Here is a 24,887-nt window from a genome sequence, read left to right on the forward strand (position 1 = left end):
GATGTCGCTCCTTTAGTGGTTCGTGGTGTAGCTGTAGCCCACACCAATGGATTTGGTGAAGGGAATCAGCTGGTTCAGGTAAGTGTCCACGCCTTGGATCCGTTCGCCGACGTTGGACTTGGGTACAAACACCACGTCACCGCGTTGCAGCGCCACGGGCTTGCGGCCCAGTGCGCCGTTCTTCAGGTACTGGCTGAAATCCAGGAAGTAAGCGTGATAGATACCTTGGCCATCTTCACGCAGCAGGGCGACCATGCTCGCGTTGCCCACCGGGCTGACGCCGCCGGCACCGAGAATCGCCTGCTCCATGGTCGGGGCCGTGGCGATGGAGATCGCCGACGGGTTGAACACCGCGCCGCCGACGATCACCGTGTTACCTGGCGCCTGGTTGATATTCACCGTCACCCGAGGCTCGCGATACACCGGTGCGAGTTTCTGGCTCAGCTCGGCGGCGACTTCCGCCGGCGTGCGCCGCGCCACCTGGATCGGGCCCAGGAAGGGGTAGTTGATCTTGCCGTCGTTCTGCACGGTGTACAGCGTCAGCTCATAAATCGTGCTGACGTTGAACGCCGACAGGGTCGGCATTTCCCCGGCATCGCGGACGATCCGCAGCTGGTCGCCGATGCGGATCCGCTCCACCGCCGGCGGCAACTGGGCCATGCGATCGAGGGCCTGCTTGCCCTCGTCCACGGTCTTGCCATCGGGCGCGACGATCCGCGCGGGCGTATTGCAGGCGGCCAATGCCATCATGGCCAGGACGAGCAAGGTTCGTTTCATCAAAGGGGTCTTCCTGTAGGTCATGATGCTCACCTCCAATAACCGGGGAACATGCTGATGCGCCGCTTGAGGGCGAGGGGGAGCTGGCGCTCCAGATGGCCCAGCCGGTAGCCGAGCAATTTGAACGCGCTGCGCACCAGTACTTCGGGTACGCGGTGCAATGCACCGGCTTCGCGTAATGCTCGAAGCTCAGCCAGTACATAGCGTTTACCTTCACCGCCGGCATCGCCAAAAGCCTGGCGGATCCACGGCTCGCGGCCGTAGAACACGCCAATGTCGAAGTAGCGGTGAAACTCATCCATGAGACGGTAATCGTGGGAGTGATAGACCAGGGCGGTGGCGGCGTAGCGCACCTTGTAGCCTTCCAGCAGCATGCGGGCGGCGACGTAGGCGTCCTCGCTGCCGATCACATCCGCGGGGAAGCCACCGACGGCTTGCAGGGCGCTGCGCCGGTACACCGAAAAAGAATCCGAACTGAAGCAGGTCTTGATCCCCAACTCCGGCGCATCCGCCAGGCTTTTGCTGCGGCTTTGCGGCGGGTAGTTGAAGTGGCGTGACTGGGCGCCCAGCACGCCGGCATCCGGGTGCGGTAGCTGGCGGCCATAGGCGACGCCGTTGAGCGGGTCCAGTTCCAGCTCGCCCACCAGGTTGGCGAAGGTCTCGGGCTCGGCAGGGATCGCATCCTGAGTCATCACGATCAGCGCGTCGCCGTCGACTTGCTCGCTAGCCCAGCGGCGGGTGCCGCCATGGTTGAAATCCTTGGCATCGATCACTTCGACCCGTACGCCGAACTCGCGAAAGCGCGCCACGGTGTCATCGCTGGAGGCGCTGTCGACCACCAGGGTTTCGTCCGGTTGCAGGGTCTGCATGCGCAGCGCCGGCAGCAGCCGGTCGAGGTGGCTGGCTGCGTTGCGGGTCGGGATGATCAGGGCGGTACGCATCACTGCTTCACTTCGGCCGGAGCCCGGCCGTAGATGTCGTCAAAACGAACAATGTCGTCTTCCCCGAGGTACTCGCCGCTCTGCACCTCGATCATCACCAGATCAATGATGCCGGGGTTGGTCAGACGGTGTTTGTGCCCGGCCGGAATGTAGGTGGATTCGTTGGCGTTGATCAGGAATTCACGGTCGCCGTTGGTGATCATCGCTGCGCCGCTGACCACTACCCAGTGCTCGCTGCGGTGATGGTGCATCTGCAACGACAGCGAGGCGCGTGGCTTGACCACGATGCGCTTGATCTTGAAGCGGCTGCTTTCTTCCAGCACGGTGTAGGTGCCCCACGGCCGGGTCACGGTGCGGTGCAGGCTGAACGCCGGATGGTTCTGGCGCTTGAGCTCGGCGACGATGTAGCGCACGTCCTGGCTGCGGTTGGCGTCGGCAATCAGGATGGCGTCCGGGGTGTCGACGATGATCAGGTCGCTCACGCCCACTGCGCCCAATACCCGTTTGGGCGAGTCGATGTAGCAGTTGTGCACGTCGTGCAGGATCGCTTCACCGTTGACCTGGTTGCCATTGGCGTCGCTCGGAGTGAGCTGGCGCACTGCGTCCCAGGAACCGATATCACTCCAGCCGATGTCACAGGGCACCACGGCCACTTGCGCGGATTTTTCCATCAGCGCCACGTCGATCGAGATATCCGGCGCCGACCCGAAGCCTTCGGCGTTCAATTCGCGCTGGCGGCAGTTGTTGTTATTCAGGCTGTGGCTGTGGTCGAGGGCGGCTTTCGCGGCGTCCAGTACGGCGGGGGCGTGCAGCGCAAGCTCGTCGAGCAATGTGCTTGCCTTGAAGCAGAACATCCCGGCATTCCACAGGTGCTTGCCGCCGTCCAGATACCCCTGGGCGGTGGCCAGGTCGGGCTTCTCGACGAAACGCTTGACCCGGAAACCCTGGCCCAGTGCGTCGCCTTGTTCGATATAGCCGAAGCCGGTTTCAGGGTGGTCGGGCTGAATGCCGAACGTCACCAGGTAGCCGGCCTCTGCCAATTCGCGGGCCTGGGTGACGGCATCGGCGAAGGCGCTTTCATCGAGGATCAGATGGTCGGCAGGCATCACCAGCAACTGCGCCTCGCCGCCGAAATTCTCCTGCACGTGCAGGGCGGCCACGGCGATCGCAGCGGCGGTGTTGCGCCCGAATGGCTCCAGCAGCAGGTCGAGGGCCAGGTGGGTCTTGTTGACCACGCGGTAGTCATCCAGGGTGCGAAACAGCATCTCGCGGTTGGTCACCGTCAGCACGCTTTCCACGCCCGGCAAGTGACTGGCCCGCAGGAAGGTCTTCTGCAACAGGCTCTGGTCGTCACGCATGCGCATGAAAGGCTTGGGCATGTTCTGCCGTGACACCGGCCACAGCCGGGTGCCCGAGCCACCGGAAATAATGCAGGGAATCAAGCCGTTGAGGGTGTTCATCAATAGACTTCCTTGGTCGAAAGGACGGCTGGGACCGTCATGAAAACGATGTACAAGTCGAACCACACCGACCACTTCGAGATGTACTCCAGGTCGTACTCAACGCGTTTCTGAATCTTGAACAGGGTGTCGGTTTCACCACGATAGCCGTTGATTTGCGCCCAGCCCGTGATGCCCGGTTTCACCCGGTGCCGTGAGCTGTACTCGCTGACGGCGACTTCGTAGGGCACGCCGGCGGCCTTGGTCGCGGTGGCGTGGGGGCGCGGGCCGACCATCGACATGTTGCCCAGCAGCACGTTGAACAACTGCGGCAGCTCATCGATGCTGGTCTTGCGAATGATCCGGCCCACGCGGGTGATGCGCGGGTCGCCACGGGTGGTCTGGCGGTCGGCGTTGAAGTCGCTCATCTCGGCGTACATCGAACGGAACTTGAACACCCGGATCACGTTGTCGTTGTAGCCAAAACGGTTCTGGCGAAACAGCACCGGGCCCTTGGAGTCGAGCTTGATGGCAATCGCCGTGATCAGCATGATCGGCGACAACGCCACCAGGCCCAGGGTCGCCAGAATCAGGTCTTCGCAGCGCTTGATAAACGGCGACCAACCCCGCAAAGGCACGTGGGAAGTGTTGAACATCAAGATGCCGCCGACATCGGTGATGCGGCTGTGGCCATAACGCAGGGCGGCCATGTCGGGCACCAGCATCACGTTGACCGACATCTGCCGCAGGCGCTTCACCAGCCCGTTAATCCGCTGTTCGGCGGCCCAGGGCAGGGTAATCATCACTTGGTTGACCTGCTCGGAGCGGATCAGTTTTTCCAGGTCGCGGGTGTTGCCCAGCAGCGGCAGGTTGCTCAATTCCTTGGGGATGCGCTCGGTGCGGTCGTCGATAAAACCAATCAGGCCGGAGCGGATATCGCCGTTGCGTTGCAAGTGGTCAGCCACGTGCACGGCGGTGTCGGTGAAGCCGAGGATCACCGTGCGTTGCAGGTATTTGCCGTTGGCCATCAGGTTGCGAAACAGGCGCAGCATCACGATCCGCTCCAGCCCGAACAACGCCAGGCTGGTGACAAACCAGAACGCCAGGTTGCGCGGGCTCAACTGCGGGAACATCAGCAGAATCTGGTACATGAACAGCAGGATGCAAAACGCCGAAGACCAGGCCACCAGCATGGTGCGAAACCGCAGGCGGTTACTGAACAACTCCTCGGAGTACACCCCAATGGCCTGGAACAAAATAATCGTCATGATTGCGAAGAACAGCAGCAAGCCGAGAAAATGGGCGCGCAGTTCAGTGGCCATCGGTTCCGGATAAAACAGCAGGATCAGTGCCGGAAAAACAGCGGTGAGACCGTGCATCAACTTTACGAAAACGACAAAAAATTCAATAAAACCGGCCCGGGTCAAAAACAGGCTGTCGACTGACGACTTCTCGCGCATAAAAACATCCCTCATTGCACACCAGGGCTTCCTTGTTCGGCTGCTCATCCATAAAGGCAGGGCTTGCTTTATAAGTGGCGCCAGACGAACGGCTTGCTTCGCTGGGTAATACGCAATTACCTATCTATTTGCAGGGAATTTGCGGGGTAATGGCTAAATGATGGTTCTCTTTTCTCTGTTCGTCAAGGTTTTGACTTTTTTATAAGGGTATCGCTTTAGAAACATTATCTACTGCTCGACGTGACAGATTGTTGACTGTCTTGGTCGGGCTCTTGGGGTTTTCGAGAACAAAATGCTGGCGTTTTGGAGTGTAGGAACAAATTTGGGAAATTTCCTGCGGCTGAGGAAAACCTTTTTTTGACGGAGGTCGGATGCGGGGGTTTTTGGGGGCAAGCGACGAGTGGTGAGGATTTGAATCCGACACCTCTTTTGAGTGGTACTAAGCTTGAGGATTACTTTTCAAAATTGGGTTGCCCGGAAGGTGGAGCGGGTCATGGCTGCACCCACGGTTCAGCCAGTTGTAGCTTGATGAGGTAGCGCTCTTGCTCAGGATTGCGGTGATCCTTGAAGCGATTAACCACCAGCATTACTTGGTAGTTGTTTCCAGCTTGCCAGTAAGAGGTGCCGCCCAGGTTTACGTTCCGCGATCGGGTACGCCATTCGGGGGTGTCGGCGAATGGTGGGTCGTACTTGACCCGAATCGGTATCCAGCCACCCGGGCGCCATTGTTCTTGCAAATCCAGTACGACCTTCAGGACACGGCACGCTAGGGGAGCGGAGGAGAAGTGAGTAGTCGGATGCTTCTTACTTTGGTGTAGGTCGGTTCTGGATCAAGGTCGCTCGTGAAAGCGGTTTTCCAGTCAAGCTATGTGCTGACGGATACGCCGCTTTCGCGAGCAAGCCCGCTCCCACAAAGTTGAGCGCGTTGGGGCTAAGCCTTGCGCAGGTGCAAACACTCAATCGAGCGGTCGACAGTGGTCTTGGCAATTTCCAGCAAATGCCACACCGCCAACAACTTCGCCCGCTCGGGGCTTTGTAGCAGTTCGCCACAGTCGAGGGCGGTGGCCGAGGCGCTGCTGAGCAGGCTCGCGGTGTAGAGCAGGGCGTCTTCGAAACTCAGGTCTTCGTTGACGGTGTGGAAGCCCTGGGAAGGCAGGTAGTGTTCGAGTGCGCGATTGAACGCGGCGCGATTTTGGAGCAGGTCGCTGGGTGGGTCGGGGACGGCTTTATTCATGATGTAACTCCTTATGAGACCAGGAGCCGGCCCCCGTCGCGACTAAACGATGGGTGGCGGCTGTACGCAGGTTAGTCGACCGGCCACAAGGAAAATCCGGCGCACCCGAAGGTGCCCTGCGCACAGCCACCATAAAACCTCATGATGAAACCATGCGCCTTGTGAAGGTTCGGGCGACTAAACCCGTTCACTGATGAGCAGTGAAGGGGCGAAGACTAGCCACCGGTTCCGGCAGGCACAAGGCCGAAAGATTGTCTAGGAAACGTCCCGCAAATCAAAGGGATTTAGCCTGCTGGCCCTTTATTCATATCCGAATGGCCTCGCGAATTTTCCCAACCTGGCAAGGCCACCCGGACCCGTGCAAAGCGTATCCAGAACAATTTTTTGTGTGCCTCAGGCAGGCTGACTAATCTACGAGCTTTCCCTGCGGATGGCTTGAGCATGATCGACCTCGCAACCCTGGCTGTTTTCTCTGGTGCAGTTCTGCTGCTGTTGTTATCCCCGGGGCCGAACATGGCCTTCGTCATCAGCCACGGCGTGACCTATGGCTGGCGTGGCGGGGTGGCGTCGGGGTTGGGCATCAGTGTGGCGGACCTGCTGCTCACAGCACTGACCGCGACCGGCGTGACTGCACTGGTCGCCAGTTGGCCGCCGGCCTTCGACCTGATTCGCTACGCCGGGGTGTTGTACCTGCTGTGGCTGGTGTTCAAGACCCTGCAAAAAAAGCCCGCCCTGGACACGGCCCACGTCGTCCGAGTGCCGCTGGGCCGGGTGTTTGTGCGGGCGATGCTCAACAGTTTGCTCAACCCCAAGGCGTTGCTGTTTTTCATGGTGTTCCTGCCGCAATTCGTCAGCCCCGAGGCGGGCCCCATCGCGCTGCAATTGGTGCAACTGGGGATCATCCTGACGCTGATCAGCGGTGTGTTTCATGCCGTATTGGGGATTTTTGGCGGGGCGGTGAGCCGGTTTTTTGCCGGCAAACCGGGGAGCGCAGGCTTACAGAAATGGGGCCTGGCGACCGTGCTGATGGTGCTGGCCGTGCGATTGGCGCTGACGTCTCGCCCGACGTGACAACCCGCCGTGAATACGGCGGCTATCACGCGGTGATCTCCAACGAGGGGCGAGTGCTTAACCCAACCGCGCCGCCGCCCGTGCCACGATTTCGCCCCGAGTCTTGCGCGACTCGGCGGTGCGCTTGCGGGCTTCCTCCAGCACATGCGGCGGCGCGGTTTCCGGCCGGCCTGCATTGAACGGCGCCGCCGGGGCGTATTCAATCTGCAACTGCACCAGTTGCGCCGCCGCTTCGCTGTACAGCTCGGCCGCCAGGGTCAGGGCAAAGTCGATCCCGGCGGTGATCCCGCCACCGGTCAACAGGTTGCCGTCACGCACCACGCGCTCCTGCACCGGGATCGCGCCCAGCGGGGCGAGCATGTCGTGGTAGGCCCAGTGAGTGGTTGCCCGACGCCCGCGCAACAAGCCCGCCGCACCCAGTACCAGGGAGCCGGTGCACACCGAGGTCACGTAACGTGCGGTTTGTGCTTGTGCCTTGAGAAACGCCAGGGTTTGCTCATCTTCCATCAGTGCCCCAACCCCCGAGCCGCCGGGCACGCAGATCACATCCAGCGTCGGGCACTCGTCGTAGTTGGTGCTGGGGGTAAACACTAACCCGGTGCTGGAGGTGACCGGCGCCAGGTCCTTCCACACCAGGTGCAGTTTCACGTCCGGCAGCGAACCCAGCACGTCGTAGGGGCCGGTGAGGTCGAGTTGCTGGATGCCGGGGAACAACAAAAAGCCGATCTGCAAGGTCATGGGAATACGCCTGAAAAAGGGATGGACGGCTTCACTCTAGTCACCTAGGCTCTGGCGCATACGCCATTGAGCCCACGAATTACGCCAATCATGCCCAGAATCATCAACGTGCTCGCTTTTGCCAATGTGCAGGTCCTCGACGTCACCGGACCCTTGCAAGTGTTTGCTTCGGCCAATGACCTGGCGCGCCAGCAGGGTTTGCCGTTGCCCTATGCGGTCAGTGTGATTGCCGCCCAGGCCGAGCCGGTGATGACCTCGGCGGGCCTGGCCCTGGTGGCCGAGCCGTTGCCGGCCGCCGATGCGCCGTGCGACACGCTGGTGATCGCGGGCGGGTGGGGCGTGTACGGGGCCGCCGAAGATCCGGCGCTGGTGGACTGGGTTCGGCAAAAAGCCACCCGGTCACGGCGCATCACCTCGGTGTGCACCGGCGCCTTTCTGCTGGCCGCCAGTGGTTTGCTCGACGGCTGCCGCGTGGCGACTCACTGGACCCGCTGCGAAGAACTCGCGCGCAAATACCCACAACTGACGGTGGAGGCCAACCCGATTTTCATCCAGCAGGGCAACCTGTGGACCTCCGCCGGCGTGACTGCCGGCATCGACTTGTGCCTGGCACTGGTGGAAGAGGACCTGGGCCGCGCCGTGGCCCTGGAAGTGGCGCGGCACCTGGTGGTGTTTCTCAAGCGCCCCGGTGGGCAATCGCAGTTCAGCGTGACGTTGTCCCTGCAAAAGGGCGGTAGCCGTTTTGCGGAGCTGCACGCCTGGATCGCCGAACACCTGACCCTCGATTTGAACGTTGCCACACTGGCCGCCCAAGCGGGCATGAGCGAGCGCAGCTTCGTGCGCCACTACCGCGCCGAAACCGGCCAGACGCCAGCGCGGGCCGTCGAATTGATCCGTGTGGAAACCGCCCGCCGGCAGTTGGCGGACAGCAGCGCGTCGATCAAACGTATTGCCGTGCACTGCGGCTTTGGCTGCGAAGAAACCATGCGCCGCAGCTTCCTGCGGGCGGTGTCGATCACGCCCCAGGCCTACCGCGAACGGTTTTCCTCACCCGGTTGAAGCGAAGCCTGTTTGAACGAATAGGTACGTTTTTGTATCAAGGTGCTATGTTACTCACAGTCCATTGCGCAGTGTCTTGATCCCAGGCCTCTACGTCGCGGTTTTGAACCTTCCCGGCGTGCGCACAGCTCATGAATTCACTACCTCCTGTCCTTGTCGAACTACGCGCGGCGACCGCTGCGCTGCACCGACGCCTCGATACCCGTCTGCCGTTTTCCCGCATGGACCTGGCGCTGTACCGCGAGCTGATGAGCGCCTATTACGGCTTCTATCAGCCGCTGGAGCGAGCCCTGGCGCCGTGGGGTGAAATCATCCCTGACCTGGAATGGGGACGGCGCAGCAAAACCCCGTACTTGCAGGCTGATTTGCGGGCGCTGGGCCTGGAAAACTCGCAGATCGACGCCTTGCCGTTGTGCTCCGAACTGCCCGCCATCACCAACGTGGCCCAGGCCTTGGGCGCCCTCTACGTGCTGGAAGGCGCAACCCTCGGCGGCCAGGTGTTGCGTGACCTGATCGAGATCAAGATTGGCGTGGGCTCCACCAATGGCGGCGCATTCATGAATGTGTACGGCGCGCAAACCAGCGCTCTGTGGCAGCGCTTCCTCGAGTGCCTTTACCCTCTGCAAATTCCGACCGAACGCCTGGAGGCGGTGAGCGTCGCCGAGTCGACTTTTACCTGTTTCGAGCAGTGGCTGGACCATTGCGGAGTGCTGCGATGAGCACGGTCGATACGCTGATAGACGACTGCGCCAACGAGCCCATCCACATTCCCGGATCGATCCAGCCCCACGGCTTGTTGTTGACGCTGAGTGAGCCGGCGCTTGAGGTACTGCAAGCCAGCAGCAACCTGACCGTCGCCCTGGGCCTGGGCGCGGAAAGTGCGTCGGGCCAGGCGCTGGCCAGCGTGCTGGGTAGCAAGGCCGCAGCGCAGGTGAGCCGTGCCCTGGCAGACCTGGACGCCGACGAAGATGAGGTGCATCAACTGACGCTTGATGGGTACGCCTACGACATCCTTCTGCATCGTCATCAAGGCCTGCTGTTTCTCGAGCTGGAGCGGGCCATGACCCTTGAGCACCGCGCCGTCGGGCAACTCGCCCGCACGATGCGCCGCTTGCAGTCCGCCAAGACGCTCGAGAGTTTGTACCAGACCTGCGTCACCGAGATTCGCAGCCTCACCGGGTATGACCGGGTCACCTTGTACCGCTTCGAGCAGGAAGGCCATGGCAAGGTCATCGGTGAGGCCCTCAGCGAGGGCATGCAGCCGTACCTGGGATTATGTTTCCCCGCTTCGGACATCCCGCCCCAGGCTCGTGAGTTGTACCGGCTGAACTGGATCCGCGTGATTCCCGACGCCGAGTACCAGCCGGTGCCGATCCTGCCGGCGCTGCGCCCCGACACCGGCCAGCCCCTGGACCTCAGCTTCGCCGTGTTGCGCAGCGTGTCGCCGGTGCACTGCCACTATCTGAAGAACATGGGCGTGCGTTCCTCCATGAGCATTTCGCTGCTCAAGGACGACCAGCTCTGGGGCCTGATCACCTGTGGCCACCGTGAGCCGTTGCGTGTGCCTCACGAACTGCGCACCGCCTGCACCAGCATCGGCCAGCTGTTGTCGATGCAGATCACGTTGCTCCAGGAACAGCAGGAGCGCCGCCAACAACGCGACAAGGCCGCCATGGTCGAAGCGTTGGTCGCTGCCATGACGGGGGTGCAGTGCGATGTGATGGAAAGCCTGTTGCCGCATGCGCAAACGCTGCTGAGCCTGACCGCCGCCGGTGGCCTGGCGATCCTGGTGGAAGAGCGTCTGCATGTGTTCGGCGTTTGCCCCAAACGGGCTGAAATCCACGCCTTGTACCAGTGGGTGCGCGGGCAGGGCAAAGGCGTGGTGCACAGCCATCAACTGTCTGTGGATTTCCCCCCGGCGGCGGCCTATCAGGCCCACGCCAGCGGCCTGTTGGCGTTCTGCCTGCCCAAGCCGGTAGACAACGCCGTGATGTGGTTTCGCCCGGAGGTCAAGTCCACGGTGGAGTGGAGCGGCCAGCCGGTCAAACATCAGGAACCGGGTGGCACGACCTTGAGCCCGCGCCTGTCGTTCGAGCTGTGGAAACAGCAGGTCGACGGCAAGGCCCTGTACTGGTCACGCTCGGCGTTGCTGGCGGTGGAGAGCCTGCGGCGCAATGCCCTGGAGCATGACCTTGCGCGCCAGGTCCAGCGTGAACATGAAGCCTTACGGGCGCGTGATGAACTGGTGGCAGTGGTCTCCCATGACCTGCGCAGCCCGCTGACCATCCTGCTGATGCAATGCGGCATGATGCGCAGCCTGGTGCCCGCTGACGGCAGCAAGGCCAATCGTCGTCTCGCCACCGCGATTGAAACCATGCAAAACGCGACGTCCCGCATGAACACCCTGCTGGAAGACCTGATGGATATCTCGCGTATCGAGGCCGGGCGCTACAGCGTTTCGCTGCAATCGCTCGATGTGGCGGCGACTCAGGAACAGATTTGCTCGATGTGGCAGCCGCTGGCGGCAGCCAAGGGTGTCGACCTGAGCTGGAGCGCCGCGCCCGGGCTGAGTGTGCAGGCCGACCCTGAGCGACTGTTCCAGGTGTTTTCCAACCTGCTGGGCAACGCCCTGAAATTCACCCCGGTAGGCGGTGTGATCGAGGTGATTGCCGAGGCCGCGGGCGATGAGGTGCTGTTCCGGGTGTGCGACAACGGTGTCGGCATCGACCCGGCGCAGTTGCCGTATATCTTCGAACGCTACTGGACCTCCCGCGTGGGCAACCCCACTGGCAGCGGGCTGGGGTTGTACATTTCCCACGGCATCATCGAGGCCCACGGCGGCACCTTGTGGGCTGAAAGCGTGTTGGGGCAGGGCAGCGTGTTCAGCTTCAGGATTTCGGCTGGGGGCTAAGGCTCAGCAGCTCGAATATCGCCTCAAGGGTCGCTTGGGGCGCTTCCTGGGGAATGTTGTGGCCCACGCCGGCCAACATTTCACGCCGATAAAACCCGCTGAAATTTTCCAGGTCGTCATCTTCAACCGGGGCCGGACCTACGCCGTCATCCGCGCCGCACAACGAGATGCTCGGCACCGAAATCGGTGGTGGCTGCACCAGCGCCTGCTCGATGCTTTCCAGCGCCGGATCACCCGGCGCGTACATGAAGCGATGACGGTAAGAGTGGACCACCACCTCGACAAAATCCGGGTTATCAAACGAGGGTGCGGTCTTGTCATACAGGCGTGGCCCCTCGGCCCACGACGGCGACCAAAGCGCCCACAGCAACTGGCAGAACTCACGCCGGTTGGCGGTCAGTCCGTCGACACCCCGTTGGGTATGAAGGTAAAACTGATACCACAGCCGATGCTCCGTTTCCGGCGCCCGAGGCTTGATCGACGCAGCGATATCCTGAATGTTGTAGCCATCGCCCGTCACCAGCCCCCGCACCCGTTCAGGCCATAGCGCCGCAACAATACACGCCGCGCGTCCGCCCCAGTCATAGCCCACCAGCGTGGCTTTTTCGATGGACAGGGCATCCATGAAATCCAGCAAATCCTTGGCCAGCGCCGCTTGTTGGCCGGAGCGCATCACCTGATCGTTGATAAAACGCGTGGGCCCATAACCCCGCAGGTACGGCACCAATACCCGGTAGCCCCGTGCGGCGACCACCGGGGCGATCTCGTCATAACCGCGAGGATCATAGGGAAAGCCGTGCAGCAGAATCACCACCTCACCGCCTTCCGGGCCATGGGCTTCGTAGGCGATATCGAGCATGGGCGTGCGGATTTGGAGGGTGGGCATGGAGGCTCCAAGGGTGGAGGGAACGTGTTGGAACTGTAGACCAAACCGGTTACCGAGTGTGGTTCGAAAGGCTGCAATTGCTTGACTTGTCTAGACCGGCCTGGCGCAAGCCGATGCAGTTGCCCCACGGGTCGCGCACCTGGCACATCCACTCGCCGCCCTCGACTTCCATTGGCCCGCGATACAACGTGGCGCCTAACGTGACCAGTCGCTGTACCTCGTGAAGCAGGTCCGTCACCCGCCAATACGCCACCGACCCGGCCGCGCCGCTGGCGACCTTGTTGTCTGCATTCACGATTTCGATGGCAACGCCGTCCACGTCCAAGTGACCGAAATCGTCGGGCTCATGGTAGATGCGCGTGGCCGTAGGGAAGGCCGCGGCGTACCACTGCGTGGCGGTGCGCCAGTCGGGGACGTGGATCAGGATAGAGATGATGGGCATCAACCGAATAACACCTGCTGCCAATGGGTTTCACTGATGATAGCGATCGGAATACCGCTATTTCTTAACTCGACGGCTTTTTTGATCTTTGTTCCATATGAGCTATGGAGCCATTGTTCATTACCAACGCTCCCGACCACGAGAAAATGAACCTTCTTGCTCACCGAGTTGCCGATAAGGCCGCCGCGTTCTACGACAAGTAACTCACATTCCTTGCGAGGCCCGTACGCCATGACACCGGTAAACAAAAAAGTCCGGTTCTGCCACTCCAGTGTCGGAGCCGGATTGTTCAGCGGCAGGCTGCTGACAGAGGAGGGGCGTTGAGGTGACCCCACCGAGATACCGGAAAACTGATGCAGCATTTCCAACAGTTCTGCGGACTCTTCCGCGTCGAGAACACCGTCACTCAGCATGCTGGCAAGGCGCTGATAAAGAATGTTTACTACCGGGTCTTCCAACTGGAGCAGATGGGTTTCTATCCAGGTCTTAAGAAACTCTGCTTCCATCTGATTGATGTTTCCGTCGGCGACCAGGCCGGCAGTGACGCCGAGTAATGCGTCGGCAGAGCGCCGATCAATACGCGTCTTGTGGTAAAGGTGACTGCGTTCGAATTCCTGATGAAGATCGGTCATGCGTCCTTGCTCCTTAAGCCAGTGCTTTGCCAGGTCTCGGTCCAACTCAGCATGGGCCGAAGGTTCGCCTTGAGGGTGAAACCGATATACACACATCTTGTGATGTTTGCCAAATAACCTGTGGCGAGGGAGCTTGCTCCCGTTGGGCTGCGCAGCAGCCCCAGGTTTTGTTGACTGTGTTCTTTGAGTTAGATGGCGTTGAGCTTTTTGGGGCCGCTTCGCGACCCAGCGGGAGCAAGCTCCCTCGCCACAGTGAGGGGCTGACTTAAATCTCTGCGTGGCTGATGACGTGTTTGAAGTGATGCCGCCACAAATCCGCGCCCAGTTTCCCCGAGCGATCCAGCGACGAACCCACGGTCAAATCGCTGATCAGCGTTGGCTGCAGGCCCGCATCAAACAACGCAAACCCGGCCGCGAGTACGCAGGTGTCAGTCTGGATGCCACACACCAGCACTCGGTCCGGCGCGAGGCTTTTGAGGTGGCTGATGGTCTCGGGCGTGGGCGCGTAGCCGTGTTTGATGAAGATGTGGTCGGCGGCGATCAGGCTGTTGTCGTCGGGCGCCGGCTGCCAGCCGAGTTGGCGGGCGAACGGGGTGATGCTTTCGTCGTGGCGCTCTACGGTGGCCACTGAGGGCATGCGGGCCAGCAGGGTGTTGATGCCGTTCACCAGCCAGTCCGGCGGGTTGAAAGAGGGTTGTATGTCGATGATCAGCAGAACCTGGTGCATTGGAATCCTGGCAGGGATCGAAGGACCCCGCATTGTGCACCGGGTGCACCTCGTCTCCAAGTCTGGCGCGGTCTATGTGGGAGCAGGCAAGCCAGCTCCCACAGGGTTACTCATCTGCCTTCAGATTGTGCTCGGGCTCAAGGCTGCCAAACCGTCTTCACCCCACTCAACTTCCGGTCCAGGAACGTTGCCGCGCTGATCAGCGCCAAATGGCTCAACGCCTGTGGCGTATTCCCCAAATGCCGTGCCTGGTTATCGAACTCTTCGGCATACAACCCCAGCGGGTTGGCATAGCGCAGCAACTGTTCAAACTCCAGATGCGCCTTCTCCACTTGCCCAGCCCGGGCTAGGCATTCCACGTACCAGAACGAGCACGCCGCGAACGCGCCTTCGGTGCCTTGCAAGCCGTCAATCTGGCTGTCGTCGTTGCGGTAGCGATACACCATCCCATCGCGCACCAGGCTTTTCTGGATCGCTTCCAGCGTTGATAACCAGCGCGGGTCCGTCGCCGCGACGAAGCGTACCAGCGGCATCAACAGCATCGAGCCGTCCAGTGCCGTGCTGCCGATATGCTGCACAAAGTGCCCGCGTTCTTCGTTCCAGAAGTTGCTCCAGATATCCGCATAAATCGCCTGGCGAGTCTGGTCCCAGCGGGCAAACGGCGCCGGCAGCGAGCGCTTGGACGCCAGTCGAATCGCCCGGTCCAGCGCCACCCAGCACATCAGCCTTGAGTGCAGGAAGTGATGCTGCTCGCCGCGCATTTCCCAGATGCCGACGTCTTTGTGGTTCCAGGTTTCGCAGACCTGGTCGGCTACTTCCACCGTGTGTTTCCAGCCCTCGTGGGAGATGGCTTCGCCGTATTTGTTGACCAGGTATACGGCGTCCATCAGCTCGCCGTAGATGTCCAGTTGCACCTGGTCGTAGGCCTCATTGCCGATGCGTACCGGTTGCGCACCGCCGTGGCCGCTGAGGTGGCTCAGCTCGGTTTCCGGCAATTCCTGGCGGCCGTCGATGCCGTACAGGATGTTGATTTTCATCGGCTGATCGCAGCAGTCACCCACCCGGCCTTTCAACCAGCGCATGTAGCCGTTGGCTTCCTCGATAAACCCCAGGCGCATAAAGGCGTAGACGGTGAACGAGGCGTCGCGGATCCAGGTGTAGCGGTAGTCCCAGTTGCGCTCGCCGCCGGGTGTTTCCGGCAGGCCGAAGGTGGCGGCGGCGAGGATGGCGCCGTGTTTGCGCGAGGTCAAAAGCTTCAAGGCCAGGGCCGAACGATTGACCATCTCGCGCCAGCGCCCACGGTAGTTGGATTGGGAAATCCAGCCGCGCCAGAACTTCAGGGTGCGATCCAGGCACAGGTCGGTGCAGTCGTTTGTGACTCGGGGATCTTCCAGCCCACCGAGGACAAATTCGGCGCCTTCTTCCTGGCCCAGTTCAAAGGACGCTACGGCCGCGTCGCCATCCAGCTGCAGGGCGTGGCTGCTGGTCAGACGCAGGCCGGGTTGGTCTGCGGCCTCAAACAACACGTCGCCGTTATCTTGAGTGGCCCGGGTCTGGGCGCGGGCGTAGTCATGACGCACTGCGCAGCGCATATGGATGCTCGCCTTGCCGCTGACCACCCGCACCCGGCGAATCAGGATCGGCAGGTCGTCGACTTCTTCACTGACGGTCAAGAAGTCGGTAATTTCCACCACCGCATCATTACTCAACCAGCGGGTTTGCAGCACGTTGGTGTCCGGCAGGTAAATCTGCTCGCGGCGGGCGTCGGGCAGGTCCGGCGTGAGCTGGAAGATCCCGGCGGCAGGGGAGTCCAGCAATGAGCAAAAGATGGACGGGCTGTCGAACTCCGGCCAGCAGAAAAAATCGATGCTGCCCTTGTCATTCACCAGGGCCGCGCTGCGCATGTCGCCGATGATGCCGTGGGCATCGATGGCACTTTGTGGTTCGTTTTTCAGATCAACCATTGCCACGAAACTCCGGATAAAGGCTCATGCCGCCGTCAATAAACAAGGTGCTGCCCACCACGTAGTCGGAGGCATCACTGGCCAGCCACACCACCGCATTGGCGACATCTTCGACGTCACCCACGCGGCCATAGGGAATTAACTTGAGAAGCTCCACCTCGGCCGCGCCTTCGGTGGCGGCGCGGTTGATGGCCGTGCGAATCGCCCCCGGCGCAACGCCGTTGATGCGGATGCGCTGCTGGCTGACTTCCTGAGCCAGGGTGCGCATCAGCATTTCCACACCGCCCTTGGACGCGGCGTAATTCACGTGGCCGGCCCAGGGAATCACCTGATGCACCGAACTCATGTGGATAATCTTCCCGGCGGCCCGGGAAACGCCTTCGCGGATGCCCTGGCGATTGAAGATGCGCAAGGCGGCGCGGGCGCAGAGGAACTGGCCGGTGAGGTTGACGCCGATCACGGCGTTCCAGTCGTCGAGGGTCATGTCGACGGCAGCGGCGTCTTTCTGCATGCCCGAGTTGGCCACCAGAATGTCCAGGTGCCCAAACGCCTCAACGGTTTGGGCAAACAGGCGTTCGACATCCGCCTCTTTCGACACATCTGCGCCAATTGCAATCGCCCGGCCGCCGTTGGCATTGATCTGCGCCGCCAGTGTTTCAGCCGGCGCCGCCTGGGCGTTGTAGTTCAACACCACGGCAGCTCCAGCCTCCGCCAGGGCCTTAGCGGCCCCCGCGCCGATCCCGGAACTCGCGCCGGTGACCAGCGCCACTTGTTGCTCCAACGAAATGCGCATTGCCCCACCCAACCTTTTTCAGAGTGCCCAGTTAGCTGACTGATGGCGTGGTCCACAAGTTCACCGGCTGTCTGGAATGCGACGATGGCTGTCTATATCTATCGTTTTTGCCACAGGGCTTTTCGCTAGAATCAACGCCTGATTGATGCGAGACCTGAGCCGATGAACCGCCAACCCCGCCCCTGGCTTGAAGCCTATGCCGACAATTACCGCAACGACGACGTGGTGCACCCCCATTGCCATGCCCAGGCGCAGCTGATCCATGGCGTGTCCGGGGTGATGGTGGTCAGCACCGCCCAGGGCAGTTGGCTGGTGCCGTCCGGGCATGCGCTGTGGGTGCCGGCCGGAACCCCGCACGAGATCCGTATGGCCGGCGAGGTGCATATGCGCACGCTGTTCCTGATGCCCGAGGCCGAGCCGGGGCTGGGGCGCACCTGTCAGGTGATCGAAGTGTCGGCGTTGCTGCGGGAACTGATCGTCGCCGCCACGCAGATTGCCGGGCACCACAGCCCGCGTCTGCAGGCCATGATCGAGTTGATCCGCATGGAACTGCTCGCCGCGCCCGTGGTGGCGATGCACGTGCCGGTGCCCGGCGAAGTACGGCTGGCCAGGCTGTGCACGCATTTCATCCGTAACCCTTCTGACGACAGCAGCCTGGAATCCTGGGCCGACAGCCTGAACATGAGCGCCCGCACCCTGAGCCGAGTGTTCCAGCGGGAGTTGGGCATGAGTTTCGGTGAATGGCGCAAGCGCGCGCGGTTGGCCTTGAGCTTGAAGCTGTTGGCCCAGGGCGTATCAATTCTGGAGGTGGCGCTGGAGCACGGGTACCAGAGCCCGAGTGCGTTCAGTGCGATGTTTCGCAAGTCGTTGGGTTATCCGCCGAGTCATTTCCGGCCGGTTGGGTAGTCATGGTCAACGACCAACGGTCTGGCTCCCTGTGAGTTCTGACAGTAGACGCCCACGCTTTAATCCTCAACGCTACAGGCAGTCACTGATGTGTCCAGAGGATGGGCCTCATGGGAAAAAAACTGCTGCTTTGCCTGCTCGTCGGCTTGTCTGGCGGTGAGGTTGTGGCGCAAGTCCCGCCGACAAAGGCTGCGTTCATTGAGCATTTGCTCGGGCAGATGACCGTTGCCGAGAAAGTCGGCCAACTGGAGTTGGTTGGAATTGACCGAGAACGGACCGGAGCCAGTATCCGCGAAGGGATTGCAAATGGATTGATCGGCGGTATCGGTGGGGTCCCGTCACCGCCTTATGGGTGGATGTTGCAGCAGGTAGCGATGGAACGCAGCCGGTTGAAAATTCCGCTGTTTTTCGCAGCGGATGTGATTCACGGCCTGCACACGGTGTTCCCGGTGAGCCTCGCACTCGCGGCCAGTTGGGACCTGTCGGCAATTGCCCTCGCGGCACGCATCAGTGCCCGGGAGGCAAGCGCCGAAGGTATCCATCTGACTTTTGGCCCCATGGTAGACCTGACCCGCGACCCCCGTTGGGGCCGAGTATCGGAAGGCTATGGTGAGGATCCTTTTCTCACCTCTCGTATCGCGGATGTCACGGTCAGGGCGTATCGGGGTGATGATCCTCACGCAGCCGACAGCCTCATGGCCACCGTAAAACACTTCGCGTTGTACGGGGCGGTTGAAGGCGGCAAGGATTACAACAGCGTCGATATGAGCACGGCGAACATGTACCAGTATTACTTTGCGCCGTATCGCGCCGCAGTCGAAGCCGGAGCAGGCATGGCAATGATTGCGTTCAATACCATCGATGGTGTTCCGGCTGCCGCCAATCGGTGGCTGATCAAGGATGTACTGCGGCAGGCGTGGGGGTTTGACGGCGTGACATTGGGTGATTGCCGGGCAATTGAGGGGCTGGTTTTTCATGGTGTTGCCCGTGATGTCAGGCAGGCTGCGGCGTTGGCGGTGCGCTCAGGTGTCGACATGGAACTCTGCGATGACGCGTATGCCAGGTATTTGCCTGGATTGGTTGCATCGGGGGAAGTTGATGTCGGGGCGCTGGATGAGGCTGTCCGGAATGTGCTGGGCCTGAAGTATGACTTGGGGCTGTTCGACAACCCGTATCGAAATCTCAACCCCACAGAGTTGCCTCCCATTGCAACGCGCCTGCAGCGAGACGCCGCCCGGTACATTGCTCGCAAGACCTTCGTGCTATTGAAAAACGCCCATCAGACGCTGCCGTTGAACAAGCAGGACAGCATTGCGCTGATCGGTCCCTTTGCCAAAAGCCGGCGCGACCTGCTGGGCAGCTATTGCGGTGATTGTGACGAGCGGAACGTGGTCAGTATCTACGAAGGCCTGGCCCGTGCAGTTGAAGGCAAGGCACCGCTGCTCTATGCCAAGGGCGCGAATTTCACCACGGACACCCAGTTGTCCGAACGCCTGAAACACTACAACACGCCTTTGGATCTGGACCCGCGTTCGCCTGAGGCGCTGCTGGACGAGGCGCTGGAGGTGGCGCGTCGGGCCAAGGTCATCGTGGCGGTTGTCGGCGAACCCTGGAGCGTCAACGATGAGTCTATCAGTCGCGCGCGTATCAACCTGCCCGCCAGTCAGCGGCGATTGCTCAGTGCGCTGAAGTCGTTGGATAAGCCGTTGGTGATCGTGCTGGTGAATGGCCGTCCCCTGGATTTGACCCGGGAGCAGGCACAGGCCGACGCCCTGCTGGAAACGTGGTTCAGTGGTACGGAGGGCGGCAATGCGGTCGCTGATGTGCTGTTCGGCGACTACAACCCGTCAGGCAAGTTGCCGATGACCTTTCCTCGGTCGGTCGGGCAAATCCCCCTCTATTACAACCACCTGAATACAGGACGCCCGTTTGATTCTGCTGCGCCCTGGAAATACATGAGCCAATACATCGATGAACCCGACGGCCCGCTTTATCCCTTCGGCTATGGGTTGAGCTACACCCGGTTCGAGCTTTCCGACCTGCAGTTGTCAACGTCGGTATTGCGCGAGGGAGAGCAACTCAAGGCGCGTATCACGCTGGCCAATGCCGGCCCGCGTGACGGTGAAACGGTTGTCCAGTTGTATATCCGTGATCTGGTCGCCTCGGTCAGCCGGCCGGTCAAGGAGCTCAAGGGTTTCGAGAAAATCATGCTCAAGGCCGGTGAGCGCAGGATCATTGAATTCACCCTGGATGAGAACGACCTGAAGTTCTACAACGCCCAGCTGGACTACGTTGCCGAGCCCGGCGAGTTCAAGGTGCAGATCGGCTTGGACTCCCAGGACGTACAGGAGCAAAGCTTCGAGTTGCGTTAAGCAAACATATTGTCCGGTTAGCGACGACACATGGCCCTGACGCGGGCGAATCGGACAGACCACCTGCCTAATCTGCAAGGCTCCTTCTTGAGCGAGCCTTGTGATGCACAGCCCTTCTTTTCATCCATGGATGCCCATCGCCCTGTTGAGTGTGCTGGCCGGGTGCAGTGGCGTGTCCGGCCAGCCGTCGACCGTCACCGCGCAGCCCTCGCCGCGGCTATCCGTCGAGTCGGCCGAGCCATTACCCGCCCGCTGGTGGCAGCTGTACCGCGACCCGCAGCTGGACGCCCTGGTGGCGCGGGCCTTGCGCCAGAATAAAGACCTTGAAGCCGCTGCCGCCCACGTCGACGCCTTGCTGGCGCGGCTGGAACAGGTCGACGGCGAGCGCCTGCCGTCTACCTCTCTGGACTATGGCCTGGCCTACGGTCGCAGCCGGGATGACCAGACCCTGGCCCAGGCCACCCACCGTCATGCCGGTGCCGAATGGAGCCACACGCCTGAGTTTTCCCTGAGCTACACCCTCGACCTGTGGGGCGAGGTGCGTTATCGCATTGCCGCCGCACGGGCGGATGCCCAGGTGGCGCGGGCGCTGGAAGACGAGTTACGGGTGACAGTCGCCGCGCAGACGGCCCGCGCGTATGCCCAGGCCTGTGTGTATGGATTGCAGGAGCAGGTGCAGGCGCACTCGGTGCAGTTGCTGGAGCAGAGCGTCGCGGTCACGCAAAAGCTGCAGAAGGCTGGCGCGGCGACGGATCTGGACCTGACTCGCCTGCAAGGCCTGCTGGAAGAAACCCGCGCGCCCTTGCCGATGTTCACGGCTCGGCGCAGCAGCGCGTTGTATGAGTTGGCCGTGCTCAGCGGGTTGCCGCCGGAGCAGGTCACACCACGCAGCTGTGCCCACAGCCCGCAATTGCAGGCTGCGTTGCCAGTGGGCGAGGGGTGGGCACTGGTGCAACGGCGGCCGGATATCCGCCGCGCCGAGGGGCAACTGCACTCGGCCACCTCGACGGTGGGCCTGTCCCGGGCAGAGCTTTACCCGAGGATTACCTTTGGCGCGATGCTCGGTTCATCCGCCAGCAGCCTGGGTAAACTCGGTGACCGCTACGCGACGGTTTACTCCGTCGGCCCACTGGTGTCCTGGCGTTTTCCCAATCGGCAGATCGCCCAGGCGCGGGTCAAGCAGAGCCAGGCCGAAGCGCGCCAGGCCCTGGCGCGGTTTGACAGCACGGTGCTCAACGCGTTGAAGCAGGTCGAGCAGGCCATGGCCTTGTACCTGGGCGAACAGCAGCGGCGCGAGGCCCTGGCCGCCGCGCTGGACAACAACCGCCGCGCCTTCGACCTGGCCTCCCGTGGCTACCACGCCGGCGCGTTGGATGCCCTGCAACTGCTGGACAGCGAGCGCAGCCTGGTGGGCCTTGAGGCCCGCGTGGCCGAGTCCGACCTGCGCCTGATCAATCGCCAGATCGACCTGTTCCAGGCCCTCGGTGGCGGCTGGCAGCATGACGATCCAACCGCCCCCTTATCTGTCGCTGTCAATGGAGCCAAACCATGAACCAGGCTGTTGAACCCATTCGCCTGACCGTTATGCAACGCCATCGTCGCGCCCTGGTGACCACTGCATCGCTCGCTACGTTGCTGGGGCTGGCAGCCTTTGCCGGGTATTGGTGGCAGTGGGGGCGTTTTCTGGAAGAAACCGATGATGCCTATGTACGCGCCGATTGGGTCGCCATCAGCCCACGGATCGCCGGGTATGTGGCCCAGGTGCTGGTGGAAGACAACCAGCCGGTCAAGGCCGGCGATGTGCTGGTGCGTATCGACGACCGGGATTTCACCGAGCGCCTGAACAGCGCCCAGGCGCAACTGCAACAGGCGCAGGCGGCAGCGACGGCGCAACAGGCCTCGCTGCAAACCCTCGACGCGCAAATGGGCGAGCAGCAGCAACGCATTGCCCAGGCAAAGGCAGCGTTGAGCAGCGGCGAGGCCGAGGCCCGGCGCGCGAGGCTCGATTACCAGCGATATCGCGAGTTGGTCGCTCAACAGGTGGCCAGCGCCCAGCACCTGGAAACCGTCAGTGCCAGCCAGGCCAAGGCCCAGTCGGCCCTGGTACAAGCCAGCGCCCAGGTCGCGCGCCAGCAGGCGCAGTTGCAGGTGTTGCAGGCGCGTCGGCAACAGGCGCAGGCGCAAATTGTCGAGCATCAGGCGCGCATCGGCGAGGCCCAGGCCAATCTCGCCCTGGCCGGTAATGCGTTGAAGGACACCGAGATTCGCGCGCCTTTCGACGGCGTGGTGGGCCAGCGCAAGGTTCGTCGCCAGCAGTATGTGATGCCCGGCCTGCCACTGCTGGCGGTGGTGCCGGTGGAACAGGCCTATGTGATTGCCAACTACAAGGAAACCCAGTTGCAGCACATGGCGCCGGGGCAGTCGGTGGAGATCGCGGTGGATAGCTTTGCCGGCGCGCATTGGCACGGCCAAGTGGAAAGCATCGCCCCCGGCTCCGGTGCCGTTTTCGCGCTGTTGCCGCCGGACAACGCCACCGGCAACTTCACCAAGATCGTCCAGCGGTTTCCGGTGAAGATCCGTCTGGAGCCCGGCGAGTCGCGGGTTCTGCCGGGCATGTCGGTCATCGCCACGGTCAACACCCGTCCTGCCGCGAGCCAGGAGCACGTTCATGGAGGCTGAAGGGCGTGTGCCGTTTCGCGCCTGGGTTGCGGTGATCGGCGGGCTGTTCGGCTGCTTCATGGCCGGGATGAACGTGCACGTCACCAGCGCCGCGCTGCCGGAAATCGAAGGCGCACTGGGCGCGACGTTTGAGGAAGGCTCGTGGATTTCCACGGCTTACCTGGTGGCGGAAATCATCATGATTCCCCTCACGGCGTGGCTGGTGCAGGTGTTTTCCCTGCGCCGGGTGATGCTGTGGGGCTCGGGGATATTCCTGGTGGCCTCGGTGGCGTGTTCGCTGTCGCCCAACCTGCAAGTGATGATCCTGATCCGGGTGGTGCAGGGCGCGGCCGGGGCGGTGCTGATTCCCTTGTCATTCCAGCTGATCATCACCGAGCTGCCGCCCAGCAAAATCCCGCTGGGCATGGCCTTGTTCAGCCTGGCCAACAGCGTGGCCCAGGCCGCCGGGCCATCGATTGGCGGCTGGCTGACCGACGCGTATTCCTGGCGCTGGATCTTCTACCTGCAACTGTTCCCCGGGATTGCGTTGTTGGCGGCGGTGGCCTGGTCGATCGACCGCCAGCCGATGAAACTCGGCCTGTTGCGCCAGGGCGACTGGCTGGGCATCGGCTGCATGGTGCTGGGGCTGGGCGCGTTGCAGATCGTGCTGGAGGAGGGCGGGCGCAAGGACTGGTTCGGCTCGCCCTTTATCGTGTGGATGACGTTGTTGGCGGTGGTGGGATTGATCGGCTTCGTGACCCGTCAGTTATGGGGCAAGCATGCTTTTATCAACCTGCGGCTGTTGGGGCATTACAACTTTGGCGTGGCCAGCGTGGCGATGTTTATCTTTGGCGCGAGCACCTACGGGCTGGTGTTTCTGGTGCCCAATTACCTGTCGCAATTGCAGCACTACAACGCCAGTGAAATTGGCGTGAGCTTGATTGCGTATGGGTTGGTGCAATTGATCATGGCGCCGTTTTTGCCGCGCTTGATGAAGTGGGTGAGTGCCAAAATGCTGGTGGCGTCAGGGTTTGCGATCATGGCCTTGGGTTGCTGGATGGGCGCGCACCTGTCGGCGGACAGCGCCAGCAATGTGATCGTGCCCTCGATTGTGGTGCGCGGGATTGGTCAGCCGTTGATCATGGTGGCGTTGTCGGTGCTCGCTGTGCATGGGCTGGCCAAGGTGCAGGCGGGGTCGGCGTCGGCGGTGTTCTCGATGCTGCGCAATCTGGGGGGCGCCGTTGGAACAGCGTTACTGGCGCAGTTGGTGGTGGTGCGTGAGCGGGTGCATTCGGCGCGGATCGGGGAGGCGGTGACGCTGTTTGACCCGGTGCTGCAACAGCGCTTGCCTGGCGGGGTGCTGCAGGAGCAGTTGCCGGAGCATCAGGTGGTGTTGGACCTGCTGGACCAGAGTGTGCGCCATCAGGCGTTTTTGATGGCCTACAGTGATGCGTTCTTTCTGGCGTGTGTGGCGTTGGCGGCGTGTGCGGTGGCGGCGTTGATGTTGCGGCGTATCTAGGGTCAGTGCTGTGGGGGACTCAAGTTAGCGCAATGGTTCAGGGGTGTTTTTTTATGGTTTTGGGGGCGGGGTACATATCCGTTATTTGGGTGATGACTGAGATTGGTTCCGCTCTTACAGCGGCTCACTTTTGAAGAGCGCAAAAGTAAGCAAAACGCTCTTGCCCCACCACTCGGCACCTCGCCTAGGCTCGGTGTGCCCTCACTCCGGCTTTGGACCGTGGGCCGCCGCGATGGGCCATCCTTGGCCCAGCGCGGCTAACCCGGCGTCCTGCCGGGTTACCCACGCTCCAAAGCCTGCGTTCGGCCAGCGTGGTTTAACGGGGCGCCTAAGATCAAGATCAAAAGCAGATCAAGAG

Annotated in this window: 21 protein-coding genes and 1 pseudogene; 9 read left to right on the top strand and 13 right to left on the bottom strand. The window is 61.8% G+C overall.

What is annotated here, in order from left to right; all coding sequences use genetic code 11:
- Window positions 1–12: 12 nt before the first annotated feature.
- The 6 genes and pseudogenes from ACUN0G_RS23295 to ACUN0G_RS23320 all read right to left on the bottom strand — a co-directional run bounded on the left by ACUN0G_RS23295 (window position 13) and on the right by ACUN0G_RS23320 (window position 5,851).
- Entirely contained in the window at window positions 13–777 is a 765-nt protein-coding gene (locus ACUN0G_RS23295; RefSeq protein ID WP_258346971.1) for a polysaccharide biosynthesis/export family protein, read from the bottom strand.
- Between the two features lie 29 nt (window positions 778–806).
- Window positions 807–1,718 (bottom strand): glycosyltransferase family 2 protein, encoded by a 912-nt coding sequence (locus ACUN0G_RS23300; RefSeq protein ID WP_063028458.1) that lies wholly within the window; start codon window positions 1,716–1,718, stop codon window positions 807–809.
- Complete coding sequence (locus ACUN0G_RS23305) at window positions 1,718–3,178, bottom strand: mannose-1-phosphate guanylyltransferase/mannose-6-phosphate isomerase (RefSeq protein ID WP_421525432.1); 1,461 nt, start codon at window positions 3,176–3,178, stop codon at window positions 1,718–1,720. Before ACUN0G_RS23305 ends, ACUN0G_RS23300 begins: the two co-directional genes overlap by 1 nt.
- Window positions 3,178–4,617, bottom strand: a complete 1,440-nt coding sequence (locus ACUN0G_RS23310) for an undecaprenyl-phosphate glucose phosphotransferase (protein WP_421525433.1) — start codon at window positions 4,615–4,617, stop codon at window positions 3,178–3,180. The genes ACUN0G_RS23305 and ACUN0G_RS23310 overlap by 1 nt, the downstream gene beginning before the upstream one ends.
- Window positions 4,618–5,108: 491 nt before the next feature.
- A pseudogene (locus ACUN0G_RS23315) lies at window positions 5,109–5,372 on the bottom strand (hypothetical protein); the annotation flags it as partial.
- A gap of 176 nt (window positions 5,373–5,548) precedes the next feature.
- The gene (locus ACUN0G_RS23320; RefSeq protein WP_445574371.1) at window positions 5,549–5,851 is read right to left on the bottom strand and encodes a DUF6124 family protein; all 303 of its coding nucleotides are present in this window, start codon (window positions 5,849–5,851) and stop codon (window positions 5,549–5,551) included.
- 441 nt (window positions 5,852–6,292) lie between these two features.
- Between ACUN0G_RS23320 and ACUN0G_RS23325 the strand changes: the two genes are divergently transcribed.
- The gene (locus tag ACUN0G_RS23325) at window positions 6,293–6,922 is read left to right on the top strand and encodes a LysE family translocator (protein ID WP_421553439.1); all 630 of its coding nucleotides are present in this window, start codon (window positions 6,293–6,295) and stop codon (window positions 6,920–6,922) included.
- Between the two features lie 57 nt (window positions 6,923–6,979).
- On the opposite strand, the gene inhA is transcribed toward ACUN0G_RS23325, so the two are convergent.
- The gene (gene inhA / locus ACUN0G_RS23330) at window positions 6,980–7,660 is read right to left on the bottom strand and encodes an isonitrile hydratase (protein ID WP_445574372.1); all 681 of its coding nucleotides are present in this window, start codon (window positions 7,658–7,660) and stop codon (window positions 6,980–6,982) included.
- Window positions 7,661–7,750: 90 nt separating this feature from the next.
- Between inhA and ACUN0G_RS23335 the strand changes: the two genes are divergently transcribed.
- The 3 genes from ACUN0G_RS23335 to ACUN0G_RS23345 all read left to right on the top strand — a co-directional run bounded on the left by ACUN0G_RS23335 (window position 7,751) and on the right by ACUN0G_RS23345 (window position 11,630).
- Window positions 7,751–8,719, top strand: a complete 969-nt coding sequence (locus ACUN0G_RS23335) for a GlxA family transcriptional regulator (RefSeq protein ID WP_445574373.1) — start codon at window positions 7,751–7,753, stop codon at window positions 8,717–8,719.
- Between the two features lie 131 nt (window positions 8,720–8,850).
- Entirely contained in the window at window positions 8,851–9,438 is a 588-nt protein-coding gene (locus ACUN0G_RS23340; protein ID WP_445574374.1) for a biliverdin-producing heme oxygenase, read from the top strand.
- Entirely contained in the window at window positions 9,435–11,630 is a 2,196-nt protein-coding gene (locus ACUN0G_RS23345) for an ATP-binding protein (RefSeq protein ID WP_445574375.1), read from the top strand. Before ACUN0G_RS23340 ends, ACUN0G_RS23345 begins: the two co-directional genes overlap by 4 nt.
- On the opposite strand, the gene ACUN0G_RS23350 is transcribed toward ACUN0G_RS23345, so the two are convergent.
- The 6 genes from ACUN0G_RS23350 to ACUN0G_RS23375 form a co-directional block, all read right to left on the bottom strand.
- On the bottom strand, window positions 11,608–12,516 hold the full coding sequence (locus ACUN0G_RS23350) for an alpha/beta fold hydrolase (RefSeq protein ID WP_445574376.1): 909 nt from the start codon (window positions 12,514–12,516) through the stop codon (window positions 11,608–11,610). The two genes, ACUN0G_RS23345 and ACUN0G_RS23350, sit on opposite strands and share 23 nt — an antisense overlap.
- A gap of 49 nt (window positions 12,517–12,565) precedes the next feature.
- Entirely contained in the window at window positions 12,566–12,958 is a 393-nt protein-coding gene (locus ACUN0G_RS23355; protein WP_445574377.1) for a VOC family protein, read from the bottom strand.
- Window positions 12,958–13,590, bottom strand: coding sequence for a BRCT domain-containing protein (locus ACUN0G_RS23360; protein WP_445574378.1), 633 nt, complete (start codon window positions 13,588–13,590; stop codon window positions 12,958–12,960). The genes ACUN0G_RS23355 and ACUN0G_RS23360 overlap by 1 nt, the downstream gene beginning before the upstream one ends.
- Before the next feature lie 265 nt (window positions 13,591–13,855).
- Window positions 13,856–14,317, bottom strand: a complete 462-nt coding sequence (locus ACUN0G_RS23365; RefSeq protein ID WP_445574379.1) for a cysteine hydrolase family protein — start codon at window positions 14,315–14,317, stop codon at window positions 13,856–13,858.
- Between the two features lie 137 nt (window positions 14,318–14,454).
- Window positions 14,455–16,281: a glycoside hydrolase family 15 protein gene (locus tag ACUN0G_RS23370; RefSeq protein ID WP_445574380.1), complete on the bottom strand. Its 1,827-nt coding sequence runs from the start codon at window positions 16,279–16,281 to the stop codon at window positions 14,455–14,457.
- On the bottom strand, window positions 16,274–17,074 hold the full coding sequence (locus tag ACUN0G_RS23375) for an SDR family oxidoreductase (RefSeq protein ID WP_445574381.1): 801 nt from the start codon (window positions 17,072–17,074) through the stop codon (window positions 16,274–16,276). The genes ACUN0G_RS23370 and ACUN0G_RS23375 overlap by 8 nt, the downstream gene beginning before the upstream one ends.
- Before the next feature lie 162 nt (window positions 17,075–17,236).
- Between ACUN0G_RS23375 and ACUN0G_RS23380 the strand changes: the two genes are divergently transcribed.
- From ACUN0G_RS23380 to ACUN0G_RS23400, 5 genes are all read left to right on the top strand, one after another.
- On the top strand, window positions 17,237–17,980 hold the full coding sequence (locus tag ACUN0G_RS23380; RefSeq protein WP_445574382.1) for an AraC family transcriptional regulator: 744 nt from the start codon (window positions 17,237–17,239) through the stop codon (window positions 17,978–17,980).
- Between the two features lie 110 nt (window positions 17,981–18,090).
- Window positions 18,091–20,352 carry a beta-glucosidase BglX gene (gene bglX / locus ACUN0G_RS23385; RefSeq protein ID WP_445574383.1) on the top strand — a complete coding sequence of 754 codons (2,262 nt, stop codon included), beginning with the start codon at window positions 18,091–18,093 and terminating at the stop codon, window positions 20,350–20,352.
- Between the two features lie 103 nt (window positions 20,353–20,455).
- Entirely contained in the window at window positions 20,456–21,904 is a 1,449-nt protein-coding gene (locus tag ACUN0G_RS23390) for an efflux transporter outer membrane subunit (RefSeq protein ID WP_445574384.1), read from the top strand.
- Window positions 21,901–23,031: an HlyD family secretion protein gene (locus tag ACUN0G_RS23395; protein WP_445574385.1), complete on the top strand. Its 1,131-nt coding sequence runs from the start codon at window positions 21,901–21,903 to the stop codon at window positions 23,029–23,031. Before ACUN0G_RS23390 ends, ACUN0G_RS23395 begins: the two co-directional genes overlap by 4 nt.
- On the top strand, window positions 23,021–24,529 hold the full coding sequence (locus ACUN0G_RS23400) for an MDR family MFS transporter (RefSeq protein ID WP_445574386.1): 1,509 nt from the start codon (window positions 23,021–23,023) through the stop codon (window positions 24,527–24,529). The genes ACUN0G_RS23395 and ACUN0G_RS23400 overlap by 11 nt, the downstream gene beginning before the upstream one ends.
- The last annotated feature ends 358 nt before the right edge of the window (window positions 24,530–24,887 follow it).

Source organism: Pseudomonas sp. 32A, assembly GCF_052682255.1.